Annotated in this window: 14 protein-coding genes; 11 read left to right on the top strand and 3 right to left on the bottom strand. The window is 40.9% G+C overall.

The window, feature by feature from the left end:
- Window positions 1-41 precede the first annotated feature (41 nt).
- Window positions 42-2393, top strand: a complete 2352-nt coding sequence (locus DFP80_RS04565; RefSeq protein ID WP_113915637.1) for a DNA polymerase II — start codon at window positions 42-44, stop codon at window positions 2391-2393.
- Between the two features lie 16 nt (window positions 2394-2409).
- Here the strand turns inward: DFP80_RS04565 and DFP80_RS04570 are convergent, their stop codons facing one another.
- Both DFP80_RS04570 and DFP80_RS04575 read right to left on the bottom strand, forming a co-directional pair.
- Complete coding sequence (locus DFP80_RS04570) at window positions 2410-3186, bottom strand: TatD family hydrolase (protein ID WP_113915638.1); 777 nt, start codon at window positions 3184-3186, stop codon at window positions 2410-2412.
- Complete coding sequence (locus DFP80_RS04575) at window positions 3183-4367, bottom strand: EAL and HDOD domain-containing protein (RefSeq protein ID WP_113915639.1); 1185 nt, start codon at window positions 4365-4367, stop codon at window positions 3183-3185. Before DFP80_RS04575 ends, DFP80_RS04570 begins: the two co-directional genes overlap by 4 nt.
- Before the next feature lie 115 nt (window positions 4368-4482).
- Between DFP80_RS04575 and DFP80_RS04580 the strand changes: the two genes are divergently transcribed.
- The 6 genes from DFP80_RS04580 to DFP80_RS04605 all read left to right on the top strand — a co-directional run bounded on the left by DFP80_RS04580 (window position 4483) and on the right by DFP80_RS04605 (window position 9114).
- Window positions 4483-5418: a chemotaxis protein CheV gene (locus DFP80_RS04580; RefSeq protein ID WP_113915640.1), complete on the top strand. Its 936-nt coding sequence runs from the start codon at window positions 4483-4485 to the stop codon at window positions 5416-5418.
- A gap of 106 nt (window positions 5419-5524) precedes the next feature.
- Window positions 5525-6328 carry a sulfite exporter TauE/SafE family protein gene (locus DFP80_RS04585; RefSeq protein ID WP_113915641.1) on the top strand — a complete coding sequence of 268 codons (804 nt, stop codon included), beginning with the start codon at window positions 5525-5527 and terminating at the stop codon, window positions 6326-6328.
- Window positions 6329-6493: 165 nt separating this feature from the next.
- Window positions 6494-7486 (top strand): ferrochelatase, encoded by a 993-nt coding sequence (gene hemH / locus DFP80_RS04590; RefSeq protein ID WP_113915642.1) that lies wholly within the window; start codon window positions 6494-6496, stop codon window positions 7484-7486.
- 1 nt (window position 7487) lies between these two features.
- Entirely contained in the window at window positions 7488-8225 is a 738-nt protein-coding gene (locus DFP80_RS04595) for an HAD family hydrolase (protein ID WP_113915643.1), read from the top strand.
- A complete protein-coding gene (locus DFP80_RS04600; protein WP_113915644.1) occupies window positions 8222-8593 on the top strand; it encodes a hypothetical protein in 372 nt (123 codons plus the stop codon). The genes DFP80_RS04595 and DFP80_RS04600 overlap by 4 nt, the downstream gene beginning before the upstream one ends.
- 5 nt (window positions 8594-8598) lie before the next feature.
- The gene (locus DFP80_RS04605) at window positions 8599-9114 is read left to right on the top strand and encodes a DNA topoisomerase family protein (protein ID WP_113915645.1); all 516 of its coding nucleotides are present in this window, start codon (window positions 8599-8601) and stop codon (window positions 9112-9114) included.
- Between the two features lie 16 nt (window positions 9115-9130).
- On the opposite strand, the gene DFP80_RS04610 is transcribed toward DFP80_RS04605, so the two are convergent.
- Window positions 9131-10012 carry a TIGR01777 family oxidoreductase gene (locus DFP80_RS04610; protein WP_113915646.1) on the bottom strand — a complete coding sequence of 294 codons (882 nt, stop codon included), beginning with the start codon at window positions 10010-10012 and terminating at the stop codon, window positions 9131-9133.
- A gap of 118 nt (window positions 10013-10130) precedes the next feature.
- Here DFP80_RS04610 and DFP80_RS04615 point away from each other — a divergent pair, with 118 nt between their 5' ends.
- The 4 genes from DFP80_RS04615 to DFP80_RS04630 are packed head-to-tail and all read left to right on the top strand — an operon-like array spanning window position 10131 to window position 16093.
- Window positions 10131-10589: a sirohydrochlorin chelatase gene (locus DFP80_RS04615; protein WP_241560194.1), complete on the top strand. Its 459-nt coding sequence runs from the start codon at window positions 10131-10133 to the stop codon at window positions 10587-10589.
- A gap of 39 nt (window positions 10590-10628) precedes the next feature.
- Window positions 10629-12020, top strand: coding sequence for a Wadjet anti-phage system protein JetA family protein (locus DFP80_RS04620; protein WP_113915648.1), 1392 nt, complete (start codon window positions 10629-10631; stop codon window positions 12018-12020).
- Window positions 12020-12667 carry a DUF4194 domain-containing protein gene (locus tag DFP80_RS04625; RefSeq protein WP_113915649.1) on the top strand — a complete coding sequence of 216 codons (648 nt, stop codon included), beginning with the start codon at window positions 12020-12022 and terminating at the stop codon, window positions 12665-12667. Before DFP80_RS04620 ends, DFP80_RS04625 begins: the two co-directional genes overlap by 1 nt.
- 9 nt (window positions 12668-12676) lie before the next feature.
- The gene (locus DFP80_RS04630; protein WP_113915650.1) at window positions 12677-16093 is read left to right on the top strand and encodes an SbcC/MukB-like Walker B domain-containing protein; all 3417 of its coding nucleotides are present in this window, start codon (window positions 12677-12679) and stop codon (window positions 16091-16093) included.
- Window positions 16094-16096: the final 3 nt, after the last annotated feature.

Below are 16096 nucleotides of genomic sequence, written 5' to 3' on the forward strand. Positions count from 1 at the left end.
GTTTTTGAATTATGTGCTTTTTTATATACTGGGCTGTTTAGATGTTTGTAGAAAAAACTGGCTATATTGTGAGTCGCCATACAAGAGAAGTTAACGGCCACATTGAAATGAGCCTTTTTATTAAAACGCCGGAAGGAACCGTTAAGGTCCTTCCGGACCGACAGCTTAGCGTCTTTTTCACCAATGCCCCCTTACAAAGCCTTCCTAATGATATGGTGGGCGTTCAATGTTCTGAATCCGCATTAAAGTCCTTCAATAATGAACCTGTCATCTTAGTTCAAAGTACTAGCCTGACGCTCCACCAGCAAATGATTAACTTGGTAAAACGTAATGGCTTCTCTGTATTTGAAGAAGACATCAAGGCACACAACCGTTATTTGATGGAACGTAAGATCCGCGGTGCTGTGCGCTTTATTGGGGTTGCTGATTTAAACAATCAAACATTCCGCCAAGCTAGAGTCATTGCAGGTAATTGGCAGCCTGATTGGAATGTGTGGTCTCTGGATATTGAAACCTCTGTTTCGACCAACACCTTGCTTTCTATTGGTATCACATCACGAGATCAACGCGTTGCTTTTGTTGTTACTGATCAAGAAAACAGCTCACCGATCATTCATCGCTTTAGTGATGAAAAAAGCTTGTTGTTGGCGTTTATTCGTTATGTAAGAAAGCACTCACCAGATATTTTTATTGGCTGGAATTTAATAGGCTTTGATTTGCAGTTTATTGATCAGCGCTGTCAAGTATTAGGTATTCGTCCGGCGTTTGGTGTGAATGGGGAAAATTGGAATATTCGTTCTTCAGATAATCAAGGGAAGTACTTTGCGAGTATTCCCGGTCGTGTTGCCTTAGACGGTATTGCTTTATTAAAAGTAGGTGGTTATCACTTTGAGTCCTACAGTCTTAACAATGTCAGTAATGAGATTCTTGATGATGGCAAGCTACTACATGGTGGTGAACGTTGGCAAGAAATAGAAAGGTTACATAGAGAGGATTTAAATGCTTTTGTTGCCTACAACCTTCAAGACTGTGATCTTGTCATGCGTATCTTTGAAAAACTTAAGCTCATCGAATTGCAGCAAACTCGGGTTGATTTAACAGGCATTCCTTTTGAACAGACAGGTGGATCGGTCGCGGCCTTTGAAAACTTGTATTTACCAAGATTGCATACTGCGGGTTGGGTCGCACCGGCTTGGAGTGACGACGACTTTGTCGCCAGTCCTGGTGGTTTTGTAATGTCATCCATACCAGGCCTGTATAAAAATGTATTGGTGTTTGATTTTAAAAGCCTGTACCCAAGTATTATTCGTACCTTCCATGTTGACCCTTTGGCTCGTATTACTGCTCAATACTTGTCCAGCAACCCCGTTAAAGGGACACCATTAGCGGCGCAGTTGGTGCCTGGTTTTTTAGGGGCCAGTTTTAATCGCCAACAAGCTATATTACCCTCTTTGGTTGGTGAGCTCGCTCAGGCAAGGGAAGAGGCCAAAAGAGTTGGTAACGGTATATTAAGTTACGCCATTAAAATCATTATGAATTCTTTTTATGGCGTATTGGGATCAAACGTCTGCCGTTTTTATCATGCCGAATTAGCTAGTTCTATTACTATGCGTGGTCATGAACTGTTAGGTAGGACTCAAGCTTGGATGGAAGAGCGTGGCGCAAGAGTGATATATGGCGATACGGATTCACTTTTTGTCACACTGAACAGTGATCTAGAAAATCCCCAAAAACAGGGTGAGCAGCTACGCGACGATATTAATGCTTGCTTATCACGTTGGTGTAATGAATACGCTCAACTTGATTCCCATTTAGAATTAGAGTTTGAACGTGTTTACGAGCGCTTCTTTATGCCGACTATACGTGGTCAAGAGGAAGGCAGTAAAAAGCGTTATGCTGGGAAGTCAAAGGGAGAGCTCGTCTTTAAAGGCTTAGAAGCAGCGCGAACGGATTGGACGCCTTTAGCAAGGCAGTTTCAACGAGCATTGTTTGAAAAAATATTTAATGATGAAAATCCTATTGTCTATATTCAACAAACGGTCGAGACATTGAGGGCTGGTGGCTATGATGAACAGTTAGTTTATAGTAAACAGTTAAGTCGCCCTTTATCTTCTTACACGAAAAATAAGCCGCCTCATGTCAGAGCAGCGGCAATCATCGATCAAAAAAGAGCGGAGCAGGGACTTCCCTTAGAATACAATAAAGGTAGGAAACGTGTTTATTACTTTTATCAACGTACTGGTGTAGTGCCTTACGAAAGTGCCGAGGACTTAATCGATTTGGATTACGAGCATTACATCGAAAAACAGATAGAACCTATAGCCGACAGTATATTGCCATTTTTTAAAACCAATATGGCAAGCTTACTCTCCCAACAAATTTCTTTGCTTTAATGCTTTGCTTGAGCGGTTAAACACGAATGCCAAATATAGCGTCAGTATTCTTTTCGGTTGCTTTCGTCAACTCTTCGATAGAAATCCCTTTTAACCTTGCAACTTCTTGTGCAACCCAGGGCAAATATTTAGGGTGATTTTTCTTAGGGCGCGGCCGAATAGTACGTGGTAATAAGTATGGGGCATCGGTTTCAATAAGCAGTCTGTCGAGTGGAATGTGAGGAACCGCAGCTTGTAACTCAGAACCTCGTCGCTCGTCACATACCCAGCCAGTAATACCAATAAACAACCCTAGCTCTAAATATTGATCTAACTCAGTTCGACTTCCAGTAAAGCAATGAATAACCGATTTTTGTGCCAAATTTGGGTGTTGTTTCAGTATTTCTACCATTTCCTTGTGGGCATCTCTTTCATGGAGATATAAGGGAAGTTTATGTTCAGTTGCTAATTCTATTTGCTCATCAAATGCAAAAATCTGCTCTTTTGGCGTTGAGTAGTTACGATTGAAATCAAGTCCGGTTTCACCAATGGCAACAGGTCTTGCTGAAAGAATTAACTCAGAAAAATGAGACTTACTTTCTTTATCCCAAGTTTTTGCTTGATGAGGATGGCAGCCTATTGTGTTCCACATAGCCGAATGATTTTGACTTAATGTTTGGATTTTTCGACTTTCTTGCAAATCAGAGGCAATGCAAATCATACCCTTGACGCCGACCTCTTGCATATCAATAAATGTCTGATCCATGTCGTCAAGAAAATGACGGTGATTTATATTGACTCCGATGTCTATCATACGTTCCCCATCTCTCTAGCTTCTTTTAACCCCTCTATATAGAGTTCTTTCAAGCATTGTTTGGATATGTTTTTGCTTTCAAGTAGATCAAATGGAATTTTTTCCCAGCGACCAGCTTCATAAGCAATGACTATTTTTAAGATGCCACCCAAGTTGCCTTTGTATTCTAATAAGGCTGTTTTTATATTTTCATCTAAGGGTAAATCTTTCAAAAGAGAGGGCAGATCTTCGTCAAGAAAGCTAGGCAAATATGAGAACAAACCTACCAAAAATGCGCCTTCTAATTTTGGAAACAAAGCAGCTGAAAGGTTTTGGCAAAAACAGGCTCTAGATACAGCCATGGGAAATAAGCAATCTGGTTTGCCTGGCACACTACCAAACATAACAAGACTGACCCATTTGATTAGATCTCTAATGCCAATAATTTCAATTGCTCTTTGTGCGTTAGAGACATTAAATTGACTTCGATACATTACTGTATGAGTCAGTTTGATAATCCGATAGGTAAGTGTTGGGTCGCGTTCAATGAATTCTGCTAATGCGCGTGGAGAGGACTCTCGATTATTTAATGCAACCAATAAATCCACTAAAATTGCTTTATAAGCCAAGATGCGCTTTCCCTTCACAGGCTTTATTTTATGGATGGCATTACCACTAAATTGGCCTTGCGGGATGCTGTTTTGTAGTTGGTGAAATTGCTCTACATCTTCTATTTTGTTTACCCAGATATTTTTTACAGATAAAGACGGGTGCTGAATAGCTTCAACCACGTCTTCAGTCGACTGACAATCCAACGTAAAAAGCAAATAAGAAAAAACGTTAAAAAAAGTTGCCGGGAAAAGTTTCGGGTCAGGATTTATCATGCCTAGCTGGTAGCCTTGTAGCCGGAATTCAGATAAAGAATCGAAATCCATTAGAGTTAATTCATCACAACTTAAAAAAATCACCATATTAATATTGGTTTGTAAGGGGAGAGCACCAAGCTCATGTAAAGTTGTTTGAAAATAAATGGTTTTTTGTTGTGTTATTTCGGTAAGATTAACATCAACAAACAGGGAGCTTAAAAAAGAGGCGTCTTGGCCTTGTACTTCGCTATTTGGATGCAATATGTAAAATGCGACAGTTTCGGATAGTCGATTTACAACTGTTTTGCGACAAAAAAGTACATCGGCGTCTTTCATGAGGAATCCTTGCTAGAAAGAGTGAACACAAAAAAATACTGTAAGATTTAGCCTTATAGAATATCATGGTTATAATGGATTAATGCCTTAATTTAAAAATGTTTGGAGTAAATATATGGCAAGCATGTTAGACGCTGTAGACCAAAGAACTAAGTTGGTGGGTGAAAACCGCTTAGAACTTCTAATGTTTCGCCTAGGCGGAATGCAAATGTTTGCAATAAACGTTTTTAAAGTTCAAGAAGTAGTCATGCTACCTAAATTGAACCTAATGCCTCATAGACACCCATCTGTGGCAGGAGTAACACATTTTCGTGGCAGAACAGTGCCTGTTATCGATTTATCTGAATCCATTGGCATGAGACCAATTGACCGCACTCAGCCATGCAATTTAATAGTGACCGAATACAATAATACCGTACAGGGTTTCATGGTCGGTGAAGTGGATCGCATTATTAATATGAATTGGAATGAAATTTTACCGCCACCAGATGGTACTGGCCGTCAACACTACTTGACAGCAATAACTCGAGTTAATGACCGAATAGTTGAAATTATTGACGTAGAAAAAGTCTTAGCCGAAATCTCTCCTTATGACAGCACAGTAAGTGACCATATAATAGATAAAGACTTGTTAAGTTTGGCCAAAGGTTTGGAAGTATTAGTTGTTGATGATTCGTCTGTCGGCTTGGCTCAATGCCGCTCAACATTAGATTTTATGGGCATTACTGTCCATGAAGCGACTGATGGCAAGAAAGGGCTAGAAAAATTAAAGCGTTGGGCCGATGATGGAGAGATTGTTCCTGAAAAACTATTAATGGTGATCACCGATGCAGAAATGCCTGAAATGGATGGCTACCGACTAACTCGTGAAGTGCGTGAAGATTCAAGGCTAAAAGACCTTTATATCGTCTTACATACATCCTTAAGTGGCAGTTTTAACAAGGCTATGGTGCAAAAAGTAGGCTGCGATGACTTTTTGTCGAAGTTTCAGCCTGATAAATTAGCGTCTTTGATTCAGGATAGAATTCGCAGCGTTGTTAATCAAGACTAATAAAGAAGCTATTCATTTATAATTTCTTAATCTTTCTTACAAAAAAGCAGGCAAAAGCCTGCTTTTTTGTAATCAATTCCCGTGGCAAGGAAAGGTGTTTTATCATATGCCAAGTATTGAAATGTTTCTTTTATTGATTTTTATAGGGGCAGCAACAGGTTCGGTGAGCTCTATTATAAAAATAGCGCCTGCGCTAATTGCAATCCCCGCCTTGTACTTTTTTCTACCGGTGTTTGACCTGTCCTTTCAAAGCCTTTTGCTTCCCGCCATTGCCACTTGTATCACGGCGTTTATTCCTGCTCACCTTTATGCCTGGATAGGGGCTATGAAAAGAGGGAAAGTCGATTCACAACAGCTGATTAATTTTGCTCCAGGTGTTGCCATGGGCGGTGTGATAGGTGCACAACTGTTATCTCTAAGTAATTCACTTGTCTTCTGTATTGCTTTTTCGTTCGTCTCTCTCATTGCGGTGTTAAACATTGTATTTTATTCCAAACTAGAAAGGTTGCATGTTAAGAAGTTAGGGCGGTACTGGAATTTGCCCATCGGCCTAGGTATTGGTGTGTTATCACTCTTGGCTGGTAGCTGCGGCCAAGTTCTAAGTCGTCTGTTATGTGGACTTGTAGGGGTTAAAGCGGAACGACAGCAAGGTACAGCTGATGGTTTTGTTGTTTTTGCTTCTATCGCTGCAATGGTGGGTTTTATATATCCGGCTCAACCATTCAACCAAATAGGCTTGTCCGGTTTTGCTGGTGCTGTGCATTTACCGGCAATGATTGTTCTTGCGTGCAGTCATATGCTTTTTTATTGGTTGTGCCGTCATCGTGGCAATGAGCTTGACAAAAGTGTCCTATCTATCAGCTTTGTCGTATTTATGGTTTTCTCTGTTATTCGTCTATGGCTTTCATAACTTGGCTTATTCCACAGTCTAAATATAATTTGCTGGACCTGAGAGAAGACTGACACTTGGATACGAAACTAAACAATATCAAGGCTGAAATAGCTTGGTATTTTCATTATTGTCCCCATTTTATTGTCTTATAATGCATTAAGAATTCAAACTAAAAGGTATAACATGAAAAACACGAGTGACTATGGCGTATTGATGATGAACTTGGGGACTCCAGATGCTCCACAGACACCTGAAGTTCGCCGTTATCTTAGAGAATTTCTTTCTGATTCTCGTGTTGTCGATCTAAATCCTTTGATTTGGAAGCCTATTCTTAATCTAATTGTATTGACGTTGCGTCCGCCAAAAGTGGCAAAAATTTATCAGCAAGTCTGGATGGATGAAGGTTCGCCATTATTGGTATTAAGCGAAAGATTAAAAGGCAATGTAAAAAAAGCGTTATTCGATAAAGTAGGTCAAAATGTTCCTGTTGAGCTCGCAATGACGTATGGCAACCCAAGCGTTGAAACAGCGGCAAAGAAATTACGAGAGCAGGGCGTTAAACATATCCTTGTGATGCCAATGTATCCACAATTTTCAGCCACTACCACGGCGGCGGCTTACGATAGATTCATGAAGTCGTTAAAAAAATGTCCTCATTGGCCATCCTTGCAACTTTTACATGATTATGCGGATCATCCCTTATACATTAAGGCGCTAGCAAACTCAGTCCGTACCCAATGGGATAAACAGGGGGAAAGGCGCCATTTGGTTTTCTCATATCATGGCATTCCTAAGCGTTACGTAACCAATGGGGACCCTTATGCACGACGATGTGAAACAACCAGTCGGTTAGTTGCTGAAGAATTGGAATTAGGTGATCACGAATGGACTCATGTTTATCAGTCAAGGTTTGGGCGTGAAGAGTGGCTTAAACCCTATGCTGACGCCACATTAAAAGCGATGCCTTCGATGGGGATTAAAAAAATCAATATTATTAGTCCTGCTTTTTCAATCGACTGCATAGAAACACTCGAAGAAGTTACTTTAGAGCTAGGCGATGAATTTAAAAATAATGGCGGTTTAGCCTTTGACTACATTCCTGCGTTAAACGACTCACTAGATCAAGTTGCTTTGTATGTTGACTTGATTGAACAAAATACCAAGCAATGGACATAAAATGCGTTTAAGTAACTCAAACATCCAAACAATTGCATTTGATGCAGACGATACACTGTGGCGAAATGAAGATATCTTTGTTCATGCTCAAGATGAGTTTATTAATTTGCTACTGCCGTATCATGAGGAAGCTTATATTCGCTTTCACCTAGGGGGCGTTCAGGTTAAAAACCTAGAGCACTTTGGCTATGGCATAAAAGGTTTCACTTTGTCTATGATCGAAACGGCAATTGAACTAACGGAAGGCCGTATCTCAGGAAGCGAAATACATGAAATTATTCAGCTTGCCAAATGCATGCTTGCTTCTCCAGTAGAGCTATTACCCAATGTAAAACAGGTATTAACCGACTTAAAAGGAAGCTATCGCTTATTAGTTATTACCAAAGGAGATTTGCTTGACCAAGAAAGTAAGCTTGCTAAGTCTGGGATTGCTGATTACTTCGACGCTATTGAAATCGTTAGTGATAAAACGTCTGATGCTTACCAGCAAATACTGCAGCGTCATCATGTAGCTAGCAAACACTTTTTGATGGTTGGCAACTCATTAAAATCAGATATTTTGCCTGTATTGGATCTTGGCGCTAAGGCCCTACATATTCCTTATCACAGCACTTGGGATCATGAAAAAGTAGCTGATGACACCTTGTTGCTTTACCCTCAGCTCGAAACCCTTAGTGATATTGCTCAACTTCTTGATTGGTTAAACGTGTCGACTACTGTAAATAGAAAGGCGATATGATGAAATATATAAAAGTAATTGTTTGTTCATTTATTCTTATTTCTACTTTGGCGCAATCACAGGAAAGTGCTCTTGATAAAGTAAAAGGAGGTGCGCAAAATCTGTGGGAGAAAACTAAAACAGCCACGGTTGAAATAGCTGACACCACAGCAGAAAAAGCGTCGGAGTTGGGAGATAAAGCATCGAAATTAGGAAGAAAAGCATCATCAACAACCAAAGAAACAAGCGGAATTGTTTGGGATAAAATGAAAGAAGCTGGAGCAGCAACGGCTGATAGCGCAAGAAAAGGCGCTTCAAAAATCAGAGAGTTCGTTGACCAAGACGAATGCCAAGGCAGTCATGCGCTTTGCGATAAGCGCAAAGAGTAATAGCAATGCCAGAAAACGACGATCAAGCACCAATATCACCTTCTAGCAATTGGGAGCAAGAATTCCTAGAACAAAGTGATGACGCCCATATCAGATCGGCTAAAGTGCGATATCGTTGCCCAAAATGTGAAAGTCTGCTGACCTTAAAAGAGGGCGCCAATGGGCTATTTTGGGGGTGCGAATCTTATCCTGCCTGCAACTACACCGCAAACAATGAAAATGGTAAACCAGTTAGAGCAAAGCGCTACCTGTGCCCAGCTTGCGACTCTCCTCTAAGAAGGAAAACGTTTAAAGATAATGCTTTTTGGGGGTGCTCCAGCTACCCTGAATGCAAAGTCACAGTAGAAGATGATAATGGCGTTCCTTCCAGCACAAAAAAATACCCTTGTCGTGCCTGCGGTCATTATTTAGTCCGGAAAAAAAGTAAAAATGGCTACTTTTGGGGGTGTATTACTTACCCTATCTGTACTCACACACTGAATGATGACAAAGGTTTACCTGTATTAAAAAGGAAACGATGACCAAAATGTCGGCTTATCAATGGCATCTTTCAATGTCTATTAGCGCATGATCTATATTCTTATACTGAAATTCAAAACCCTGTTTTTCTAACCTTTGAGGAACAACTTTTGCACCTTCTGTTAACAGTGATGCCATTTCTCCCAAAATAAGATTTAGCATCCATCTAGGCGTCGGAAAGAAGGTTGGTCGTTTTAAAGATGCTGCATAAGATTGAGCAAAACGTTTTTGTTCAATCAACTGTGGAGCGACTAGGTTAAAAGCCCCTTTATATGATTGATCATCAATAGCAGCAATAATAGCTCTAACTACATCGTCTATGTGAATCCAGGAAAACCACTGCTTACCACCAGCGATTGGGCCGCCTAAACCACATAAAAATGGCAGTCGCATTTTACCGAGTGCTCCGCCCATACCTAGCACAACCCCCAAACGAAATATCACAACGCGGGTATTGTTATTCGAAAAGGCATTCGCAGACTCTTCCCAAGCTGCACATAGGTCATGAGCAAAGCCAGATTTTGGTGGTGTATTTTCATAAAAAACATCGTGCCTTGCTACCCCATAATAACCAACCGCTGACATCGAAATAACCGTTTTAGGTGAATGCTTCAAAGCTTGCTGGATGTTATTTGTCAGTACTACTCTACTTTCGAATAAAGTCTGTTTGCGTTTTTTCGTCCACGGTTGACTAGCAATGTTTTCACCAGCAAGGTTTATAAACACATCTAATTGTTCTTCAAGTTGCGTGAGTGACTTTATCGTCAGTTGGTTAACTCTACTGTCAAGGCGATTATCAACTTGTTTCACCAGGGCATAAATTTCGTAACCTTTTTTTAGTAACGTTTGAAGTAAATGTTGGCCAATAAAGCCCGTGGCTCCTGATAACAAAATCTTCACTTTTACATGCTCCATGTGTTGCGATAGTTATTCATTGTACGTATAAAAAAGGAAATAGGATCAATAACTTCCTAAACTTAGCTCATAAACTATTTTTTGCCCAATTTGGTCAGAAGATTTGAAGCTTTTTTACTCTGCACCTTCTTTTTCTGACATAGGATGGCTAAAATGGGGGGATCAAGAAACATTAGGTATCAAAATGCTACGCAAAGAATACGATCACATCATACTTCTTGCACATGGAAGCCCTGATCCTCTTTGGAAAGAGCCCTTCGAATCACTTTATCATCAAGTGTCGCAAACATATGGTGAAAACAATGTGAGTTTGGCTTATATGGAACTGACTGCTCCCTCTTTGGAAGATGTTGTCGCTAAACTAAATAAAGATGTTCGTAACCTAGCTGTTTTGCCTCTATTTTTAGCCATTGGTCGTCATCTAAGACATGATGTACCAGCCCAAATAGAGTCATTGCAGAGTGATGAACTTCAAATAGAATTGCTACCGCCAATCGGGGACGATGTATTAGTAAAACAGGCTATGCAAACAGTCGTTGCCAATCATTTAGGTAAGGTTTAAACATGCCATTAGTTATCGTTAATTCATGGAGCCGGGTGAATGTTATTTAGACACTTACCTGATGAAATATTTCAGGCATTAAGCGGCTCTAATAGGGCGTTAATTGAAGCGGTATTAAATGATCTTGCAGATGTCTTTTATGATCATGCAGAAGACCCCATAAAAGACAAATCAACCATTATTGAATCAATTGAAGACACCTTACACAAATTGGATACACTAGCTTGGCATGACGATCAGAAAGAATCCTTTGATTCGCCAAAAACTATCCATGACTATGCACTAAGGATTTACCATCGCTTAGTTAATACCGGCTGGTTGGTTGAAGAGCAAGAACTGTATCGTGTTAGCGTACTAATGACACCGCAAATATCCATGTTGCTGCGTTCTTTAGTCGAAATTAGTCGACATGGTAAGCGTAATTACGGCGCAACCGTATTAAGTATTTTAAGTAATCTAGAATCTGTTGCAAAACACCCCAAAGAGCGTGGTGTAACATTACGCCAGTCGGCGGAAGCCTCTAGAGATTTTTCTGCACATTTGAATCAGATACTGCTTGGTATCCGCAGTTTGCAACGAGAGTTGTTTGCAAGCCGAGACCCTAAGGCAATAGTGGCCGGTTTTTTTGATTTATTTGTCGAAGGCATATTGATCGCGGACTACAAAACGATCAAAACCAGCAACAACCCATTCCGGTTTAGGCGCCAAATTCTTGAGTTGACTCAGGAGTTTCTAAGTGATCCTGAAGTCATGGGGCAAGTTGCTCAATGCTATGTTGATCAGCAGTTAATCACAATGGCAGAAGCTCAAGCCATGGTAGAGAAAGACTGTCGGGACATTATTCAAACCTTTAGCAATATTGAACAACGCTTAGAACGCATTGATGAATATAGGTACAGATTAGAAAAGCGTGCCGCCGATACAGCTCGTTATATGGACAGCTCAAGGCCTGGTATGGCAAATAAAGTCGCGGGGATCATTACTGATGTAGCGAAATATGACAAACTTCCTATTTTAAAAGAAGTAGTTGGCGCTCGGTTTGTCGGAATGGCCTCTGCAGCACAACCGACTAAACGCCGAGAGCCACCACCTCCACGAGTAATGACACCAGCTGAAGTGTCTGCGGATGCGATTAAACTTCGCGATCAACAGCGTCGCTTCCATGAAGCTAGACAAGTGACTATTCCAAAGATGCAAAGCTATTTAGATAAGCAAATCGCTTCGGCCGATAGCAAGCATATCTTGGATTTCACCATAGAGTCGGTAGAAGATTTTGTTTGTTTCGATCATTTGCGTTATGTCGGCTCACTTGGCGTGAGTGCAAAGAAAATAGAAGATTTATTTGAAATACAGTTTACTAACCAATATTTGGATGTGCACAACTTCGTTGAATGTCGCGAATTTACTGTAGTGCGTAGGAGCAAAGCGTAATGCTTAGAGAACTAAAAAAAGTCGTTGAAGAGTCCGGCAAAGACGCTCAAGAATTCCAGCAAACCGCAAACTTTGTTATTGCGAACCAATTTGCTAGCGCCTACAAACATGGCCAACGTAAGCATTATCTCCTTCTAGAGTCTTATCAGGACTACTTCGCTAATCTTTTCGATGCCTTGGGCATGACGCTCTACATTAATGAAAACGAGCGATTGGCGGGCGTTTTACCCGTTCAAAAAGAAGCGTTTGTACGCTTGAAAACTGATGAAACATTGTTTTTGTTGGTACTTCGCCAAATTTACGAAGAAAAAATAGAAAATTTTGAAGTCGATAATGGTTTTGTAGCGACAAATACTCACACCATTTTGGATAGATTTGTTCAGCTGGTCAAACGTGAAATTCCAAATGAAACACGTTTTAAAGACATCTTGGCTTTGTTTAGCCGCCATGGGATCCTTATCCGTGGCAAATCTTACGAAGAAGACAGTAAGAATCAAATGATCAACATTACCCCAGTAGTAAGATTGATTGTAACCGAAGCATATTTAAGGCAATTGGAGTCTTTTAATGGCACAGACCCGGATGAAGACGAAGTTGCCGATTCAGATGCTGAAACAGAAACAACGCAAGAAACCAATCAAGACTAGGGCCAAAATATGAAAAAGTTAAATCGAATCGTATTAGTAAATTGGTACCTGCTTGGTGCAGAAGAAATTAACATTCGTGGCAACACGGCTATTATCGGCCCAACCGGTTCCGGTAAATCATCTTTACTCGATGCCATTCAAACCGTACTAACAGGTGCCAGTAAGCGTCATCTTAACTACAACGCCAGTGCCAATGATGGAAAAGCCAGTGGTCGAAGCATTCGCTCTTACATTTTGGGGATGATTGATTCAGGCCAAGCCAATGTAAAAGCCTTAGGGACACAACCGAGACAGGATGCAACAAGTTACCTTGCATTGGTGTTCGAAGACAGCATCACAGGTAAAGAGTCAACGGTTGGTTTAGCACTAAGTGCTTCATTAGCATCTCCTGAAGAAGATGTGCTTGGCCGCTTTGTTCTATCAAACTTTGGGGTAAGGAAATCTGATTTTATCGACTCGATGGAGGGTAATAGTTACAAAGCTAAACCTTGGATTGAAGTTCGAGAAACAATAAAAAAAGTTTGCCTAGATCCTTACATCAAATCAGGTAGCGCGTCAGCGACACAATACATCAACCGCTATCTTGAAGAGCTAAGTCCAAGTCCAGATCATTTGATCACACTGGATAGCTTCCTTAAAAACTTTAAAAATGCCTTAAAGTTTGTCCCCATTGCCTCCCCAACGCGTTTTGTCCAGGATTTCGTTCTGGCAGAAGCTCCATTACAGGTGGGTGCATACCAAAAGTCGTTGAATGAATATCGTCATTTGGAAGCTAAAACGCTTGAAGTTTCTAAGCGAATTGATGATCTCAAGCTTATTCAGCAGGATTGTGATAAAAAACATCAGCAGGAACAAAGCGCAGTCAATTATCAATGGATCGCGACTGAGGCACGTTTTGATGAGTTAGGCAGCAAACAAGACGACATTCAAGATCAATACGAGCTACAAAGAGAACGCGAAGAGGAGATTGAAGAAGAGTTAGCAACTCAAAATAGTTTGTTAAAACAACTTCAAGGACAACTCCTACGGTTTGAGCAACAATACGAGCATTCTGATGTTGGCTTGAAACTACAGCAGCTTGAGCAAAATAAGAAGCTACTTACTTTGCAAGGTCAGCAAGATCAAAAAGCCATTTTACAAGTTCGTCAGTTAACTTTGCTTTTATCTGCACTGAATTCCTTTGAGGACCTATTGTCCCAAGAAACTATCGCTCTGGTAAAAGAGTTCTCAGCTTTCAACGGCTTGATAACAGAAGAGGGACGTGTTGAGGGCAGTCTTAAACCGTTGACACAGAAATTAGTCGAGCTAAATGAAATATTAGACAAAGAAAAATCTCAAGTCTTTGCTCAACGTTCGGAACTAAACCGTACTATTCTGAATTTAAAAGACGAATGTAAGCAACTTGAATCCGATGTTTCCTCACTGAAAGGTGGTGTAAGCCCACTCTCTCAAAATACAAAGCGTTTAATTGCGTTATTAAAAGACGCGAGCATCACAGCGACTCCACTTAGTCATTTAGCCGAAGTAACAGACAGAAAGTGGCAGGATGCCATCGAAGGTTATCTTGGTGCTCAACGTGAAGCTCTTATTGTTGAGCCTGAGGATGCAGAAGAAGCAATTCGGATTTTTCGCGCGCATCGACGCCAATTAATGGGCTGTCGTGTTATCGATACCACGCAGACTCGACTATGGCTCAATCGTGGTGACCATCATTCTGCCTTGCGTTTTATTCGATGCAATAATGATCATGCTCAAGCCTACCTGAATCGTCGTTTGGGTGGCATCAAACCTGTCGACACAGAGCGCGAGCTGTTGCGTGAAGACAGCGCTATGACTGCTGATGGTATGTTAAAGCTTGCTGGTACTATTTCTACCATTCGTTTCGTACCACACATGATGGTTGGTATTAATACTGAAGGCATGCGAGAGTCACGTGAAAAACAACTTGCCAATTTAAGTGGCGAGCTAATGAACTTTCTAAAAGCAGATCAACGTCTTGAGCAAGCAGATTCCTTGCTTGGGCGTGTTATGGCGAATAACCAATTTGATGCCGAAAGCATTGGCAATGCAAGCCACACAGTGGCGCGATTAACACAAGAATTAGAGTCAGTTGAAGCGGAAATTTCGCAACTACAAAAGCATGACGATACCGAATTGCAAGAACGTATCGAAGCGCTTAAGTCGCGCATAGCTAATGTCGAACTAGATCAGAAAAAATTAGATCGTGAGCGCCAACAAATAGCGGAACAATTTGGTGCATTAAACACGCAAAAGAGTCAATTAAGTTCCGCTTTATCCGCGCTTGATGAAGAGCGTAACCGCCTGACATCAAACCCAAAATACGATGCTGAGTTTGCTAGTGAGCGATATGCTTTATTGGAAAGTAGCATGGTAAACGGTGCGGCTATTTATAAAGAAGCGATTAGCCGTGCTGACAAAGCCAGTGAAAAAGCACGCAGTTTTGATCAGAAGGTCCGAAAAGAAGTGGCTGATCATTATGGCAAATACCATCATGCTAATTTAGATAACGATATTCAATTAGACTACTTAGAGTCTAAGTTCGAAGAGTTTGAGCACTATGTGACGTATCAAATAGACGTATTGAGCGACACTGAATTGGCAAAATACGCTAAGCGTGCTGAACTGGCCCGAAAGGAAGCCGAGGAAACTTTTCGCTCAGATTATGTTTCTAAATTGAAAGATTCTCTAGATCAGGTTGCGCATATTATTCGTGAGCTTAACCACAGTTTGAAGCGTCGCCCATTTAACCAAGAAATTTATCAGTTCCGCTATTACCCAAATGGCGACATGAAGGATATTTTAGATCTTGTCGAACGCTTTAGTGCCCAAGATCAAGCTAATGTAGGTGGGTTATTCGATCCGCATTTAAGTGACGACCCTGATCACGTTCGTGCTATCGCATCGATTCAAGAGCTAATATCGGATGATGAAAAACAGCAGGACCTGGCGGATTATCGTAAATTTTATAACTTCGAAGTCGATATCTTAGATGCAGAAGGCAATAAAAAAACAACCCTTAGTCAGCGAATTCAGACTGGTTCCGGTGGTGAGCACCAAATCCCTTTCTACTTGGCAATTGCTGCCGCTTTATCTACTACTTATCGCTTACATGAAACCATGGAAGGCGAAATTGTTGGTGGTTTTTCATTAGCCATGTTTGATGAGGCTTTTAATAAGATAGATATGGTGAAAACATCTACTTGTATGGGATTCATGAAGGATATTGGTCTACAAGTTATTGCGGCAGCACCAGACGATAAGCGTGCTGTTATGGCCGCTAATATGGATACTGTTATTAGCGTATGGCGAGAAGGTGGTGCAGTGTCTATTGATGTCGCTTACCCGAAAGAAAAGGGTCAAGTACTACTTAATGGTGAATCTGACGCCTCAGCAACTCCAGCATAACTG

This window comes from Marinomonas rhizomae (assembly GCF_003315485.1).
Lineage (GTDB): Bacteria > Pseudomonadota > Gammaproteobacteria > Pseudomonadales > Marinomonadaceae > Marinomonas > Marinomonas rhizomae.

What these genes read in the sequence shown, in the direction of transcription:
- DFP80_RS04565 (WP_113915637.1), top strand. Translation starts at nt 42, where the DNA reads ATGTTTGTAGAAAAAACTGGCTATATTGTGAGTCGCCATACAAGAGAA.
- DFP80_RS04570 (WP_113915638.1), bottom strand. Translation starts at nt 3,186, where the DNA reads ATGATAGACATCGGAGTCAATATAAATCACCGTCATTTTCTTGACGAC.
- DFP80_RS04575 (WP_113915639.1), bottom strand. Translation starts at nt 4,367, where the DNA reads ATGAAAGACGCCGATGTACTTTTTTGTCGCAAAACAGTTGTAAATCGA.
- DFP80_RS04580 (WP_113915640.1), top strand. Translation starts at nt 4,483, where the DNA reads ATGGCAAGCATGTTAGACGCTGTAGACCAAAGAACTAAGTTGGTGGGT.
- DFP80_RS04585 (WP_113915641.1), top strand. Translation starts at nt 5,525, where the DNA reads ATGCCAAGTATTGAAATGTTTCTTTTATTGATTTTTATAGGGGCAGCA.
- hemH (WP_113915642.1), top strand. Translation starts at nt 6,494, where the DNA reads ATGAAAAACACGAGTGACTATGGCGTATTGATGATGAACTTGGGGACT.
- DFP80_RS04595 (WP_113915643.1), top strand. Translation starts at nt 7,488, where the DNA reads ATGCGTTTAAGTAACTCAAACATCCAAACAATTGCATTTGATGCAGAC.
- DFP80_RS04600 (WP_113915644.1), top strand. Translation starts at nt 8,222, where the DNA reads ATGATGAAATATATAAAAGTAATTGTTTGTTCATTTATTCTTATTTCT.
- DFP80_RS04605 (WP_113915645.1), top strand. Translation starts at nt 8,599, where the DNA reads ATGCCAGAAAACGACGATCAAGCACCAATATCACCTTCTAGCAATTGG.
- DFP80_RS04620 (WP_113915648.1), top strand. Translation starts at nt 10,629, where the DNA reads ATGTTATTTAGACACTTACCTGATGAAATATTTCAGGCATTAAGCGGC.
- DFP80_RS04625 (WP_113915649.1), top strand. Translation starts at nt 12,020, where the DNA reads ATGCTTAGAGAACTAAAAAAAGTCGTTGAAGAGTCCGGCAAAGACGCT.
- DFP80_RS04630 (WP_113915650.1), top strand. Translation starts at nt 12,677, where the DNA reads ATGAAAAAGTTAAATCGAATCGTATTAGTAAATTGGTACCTGCTTGGT.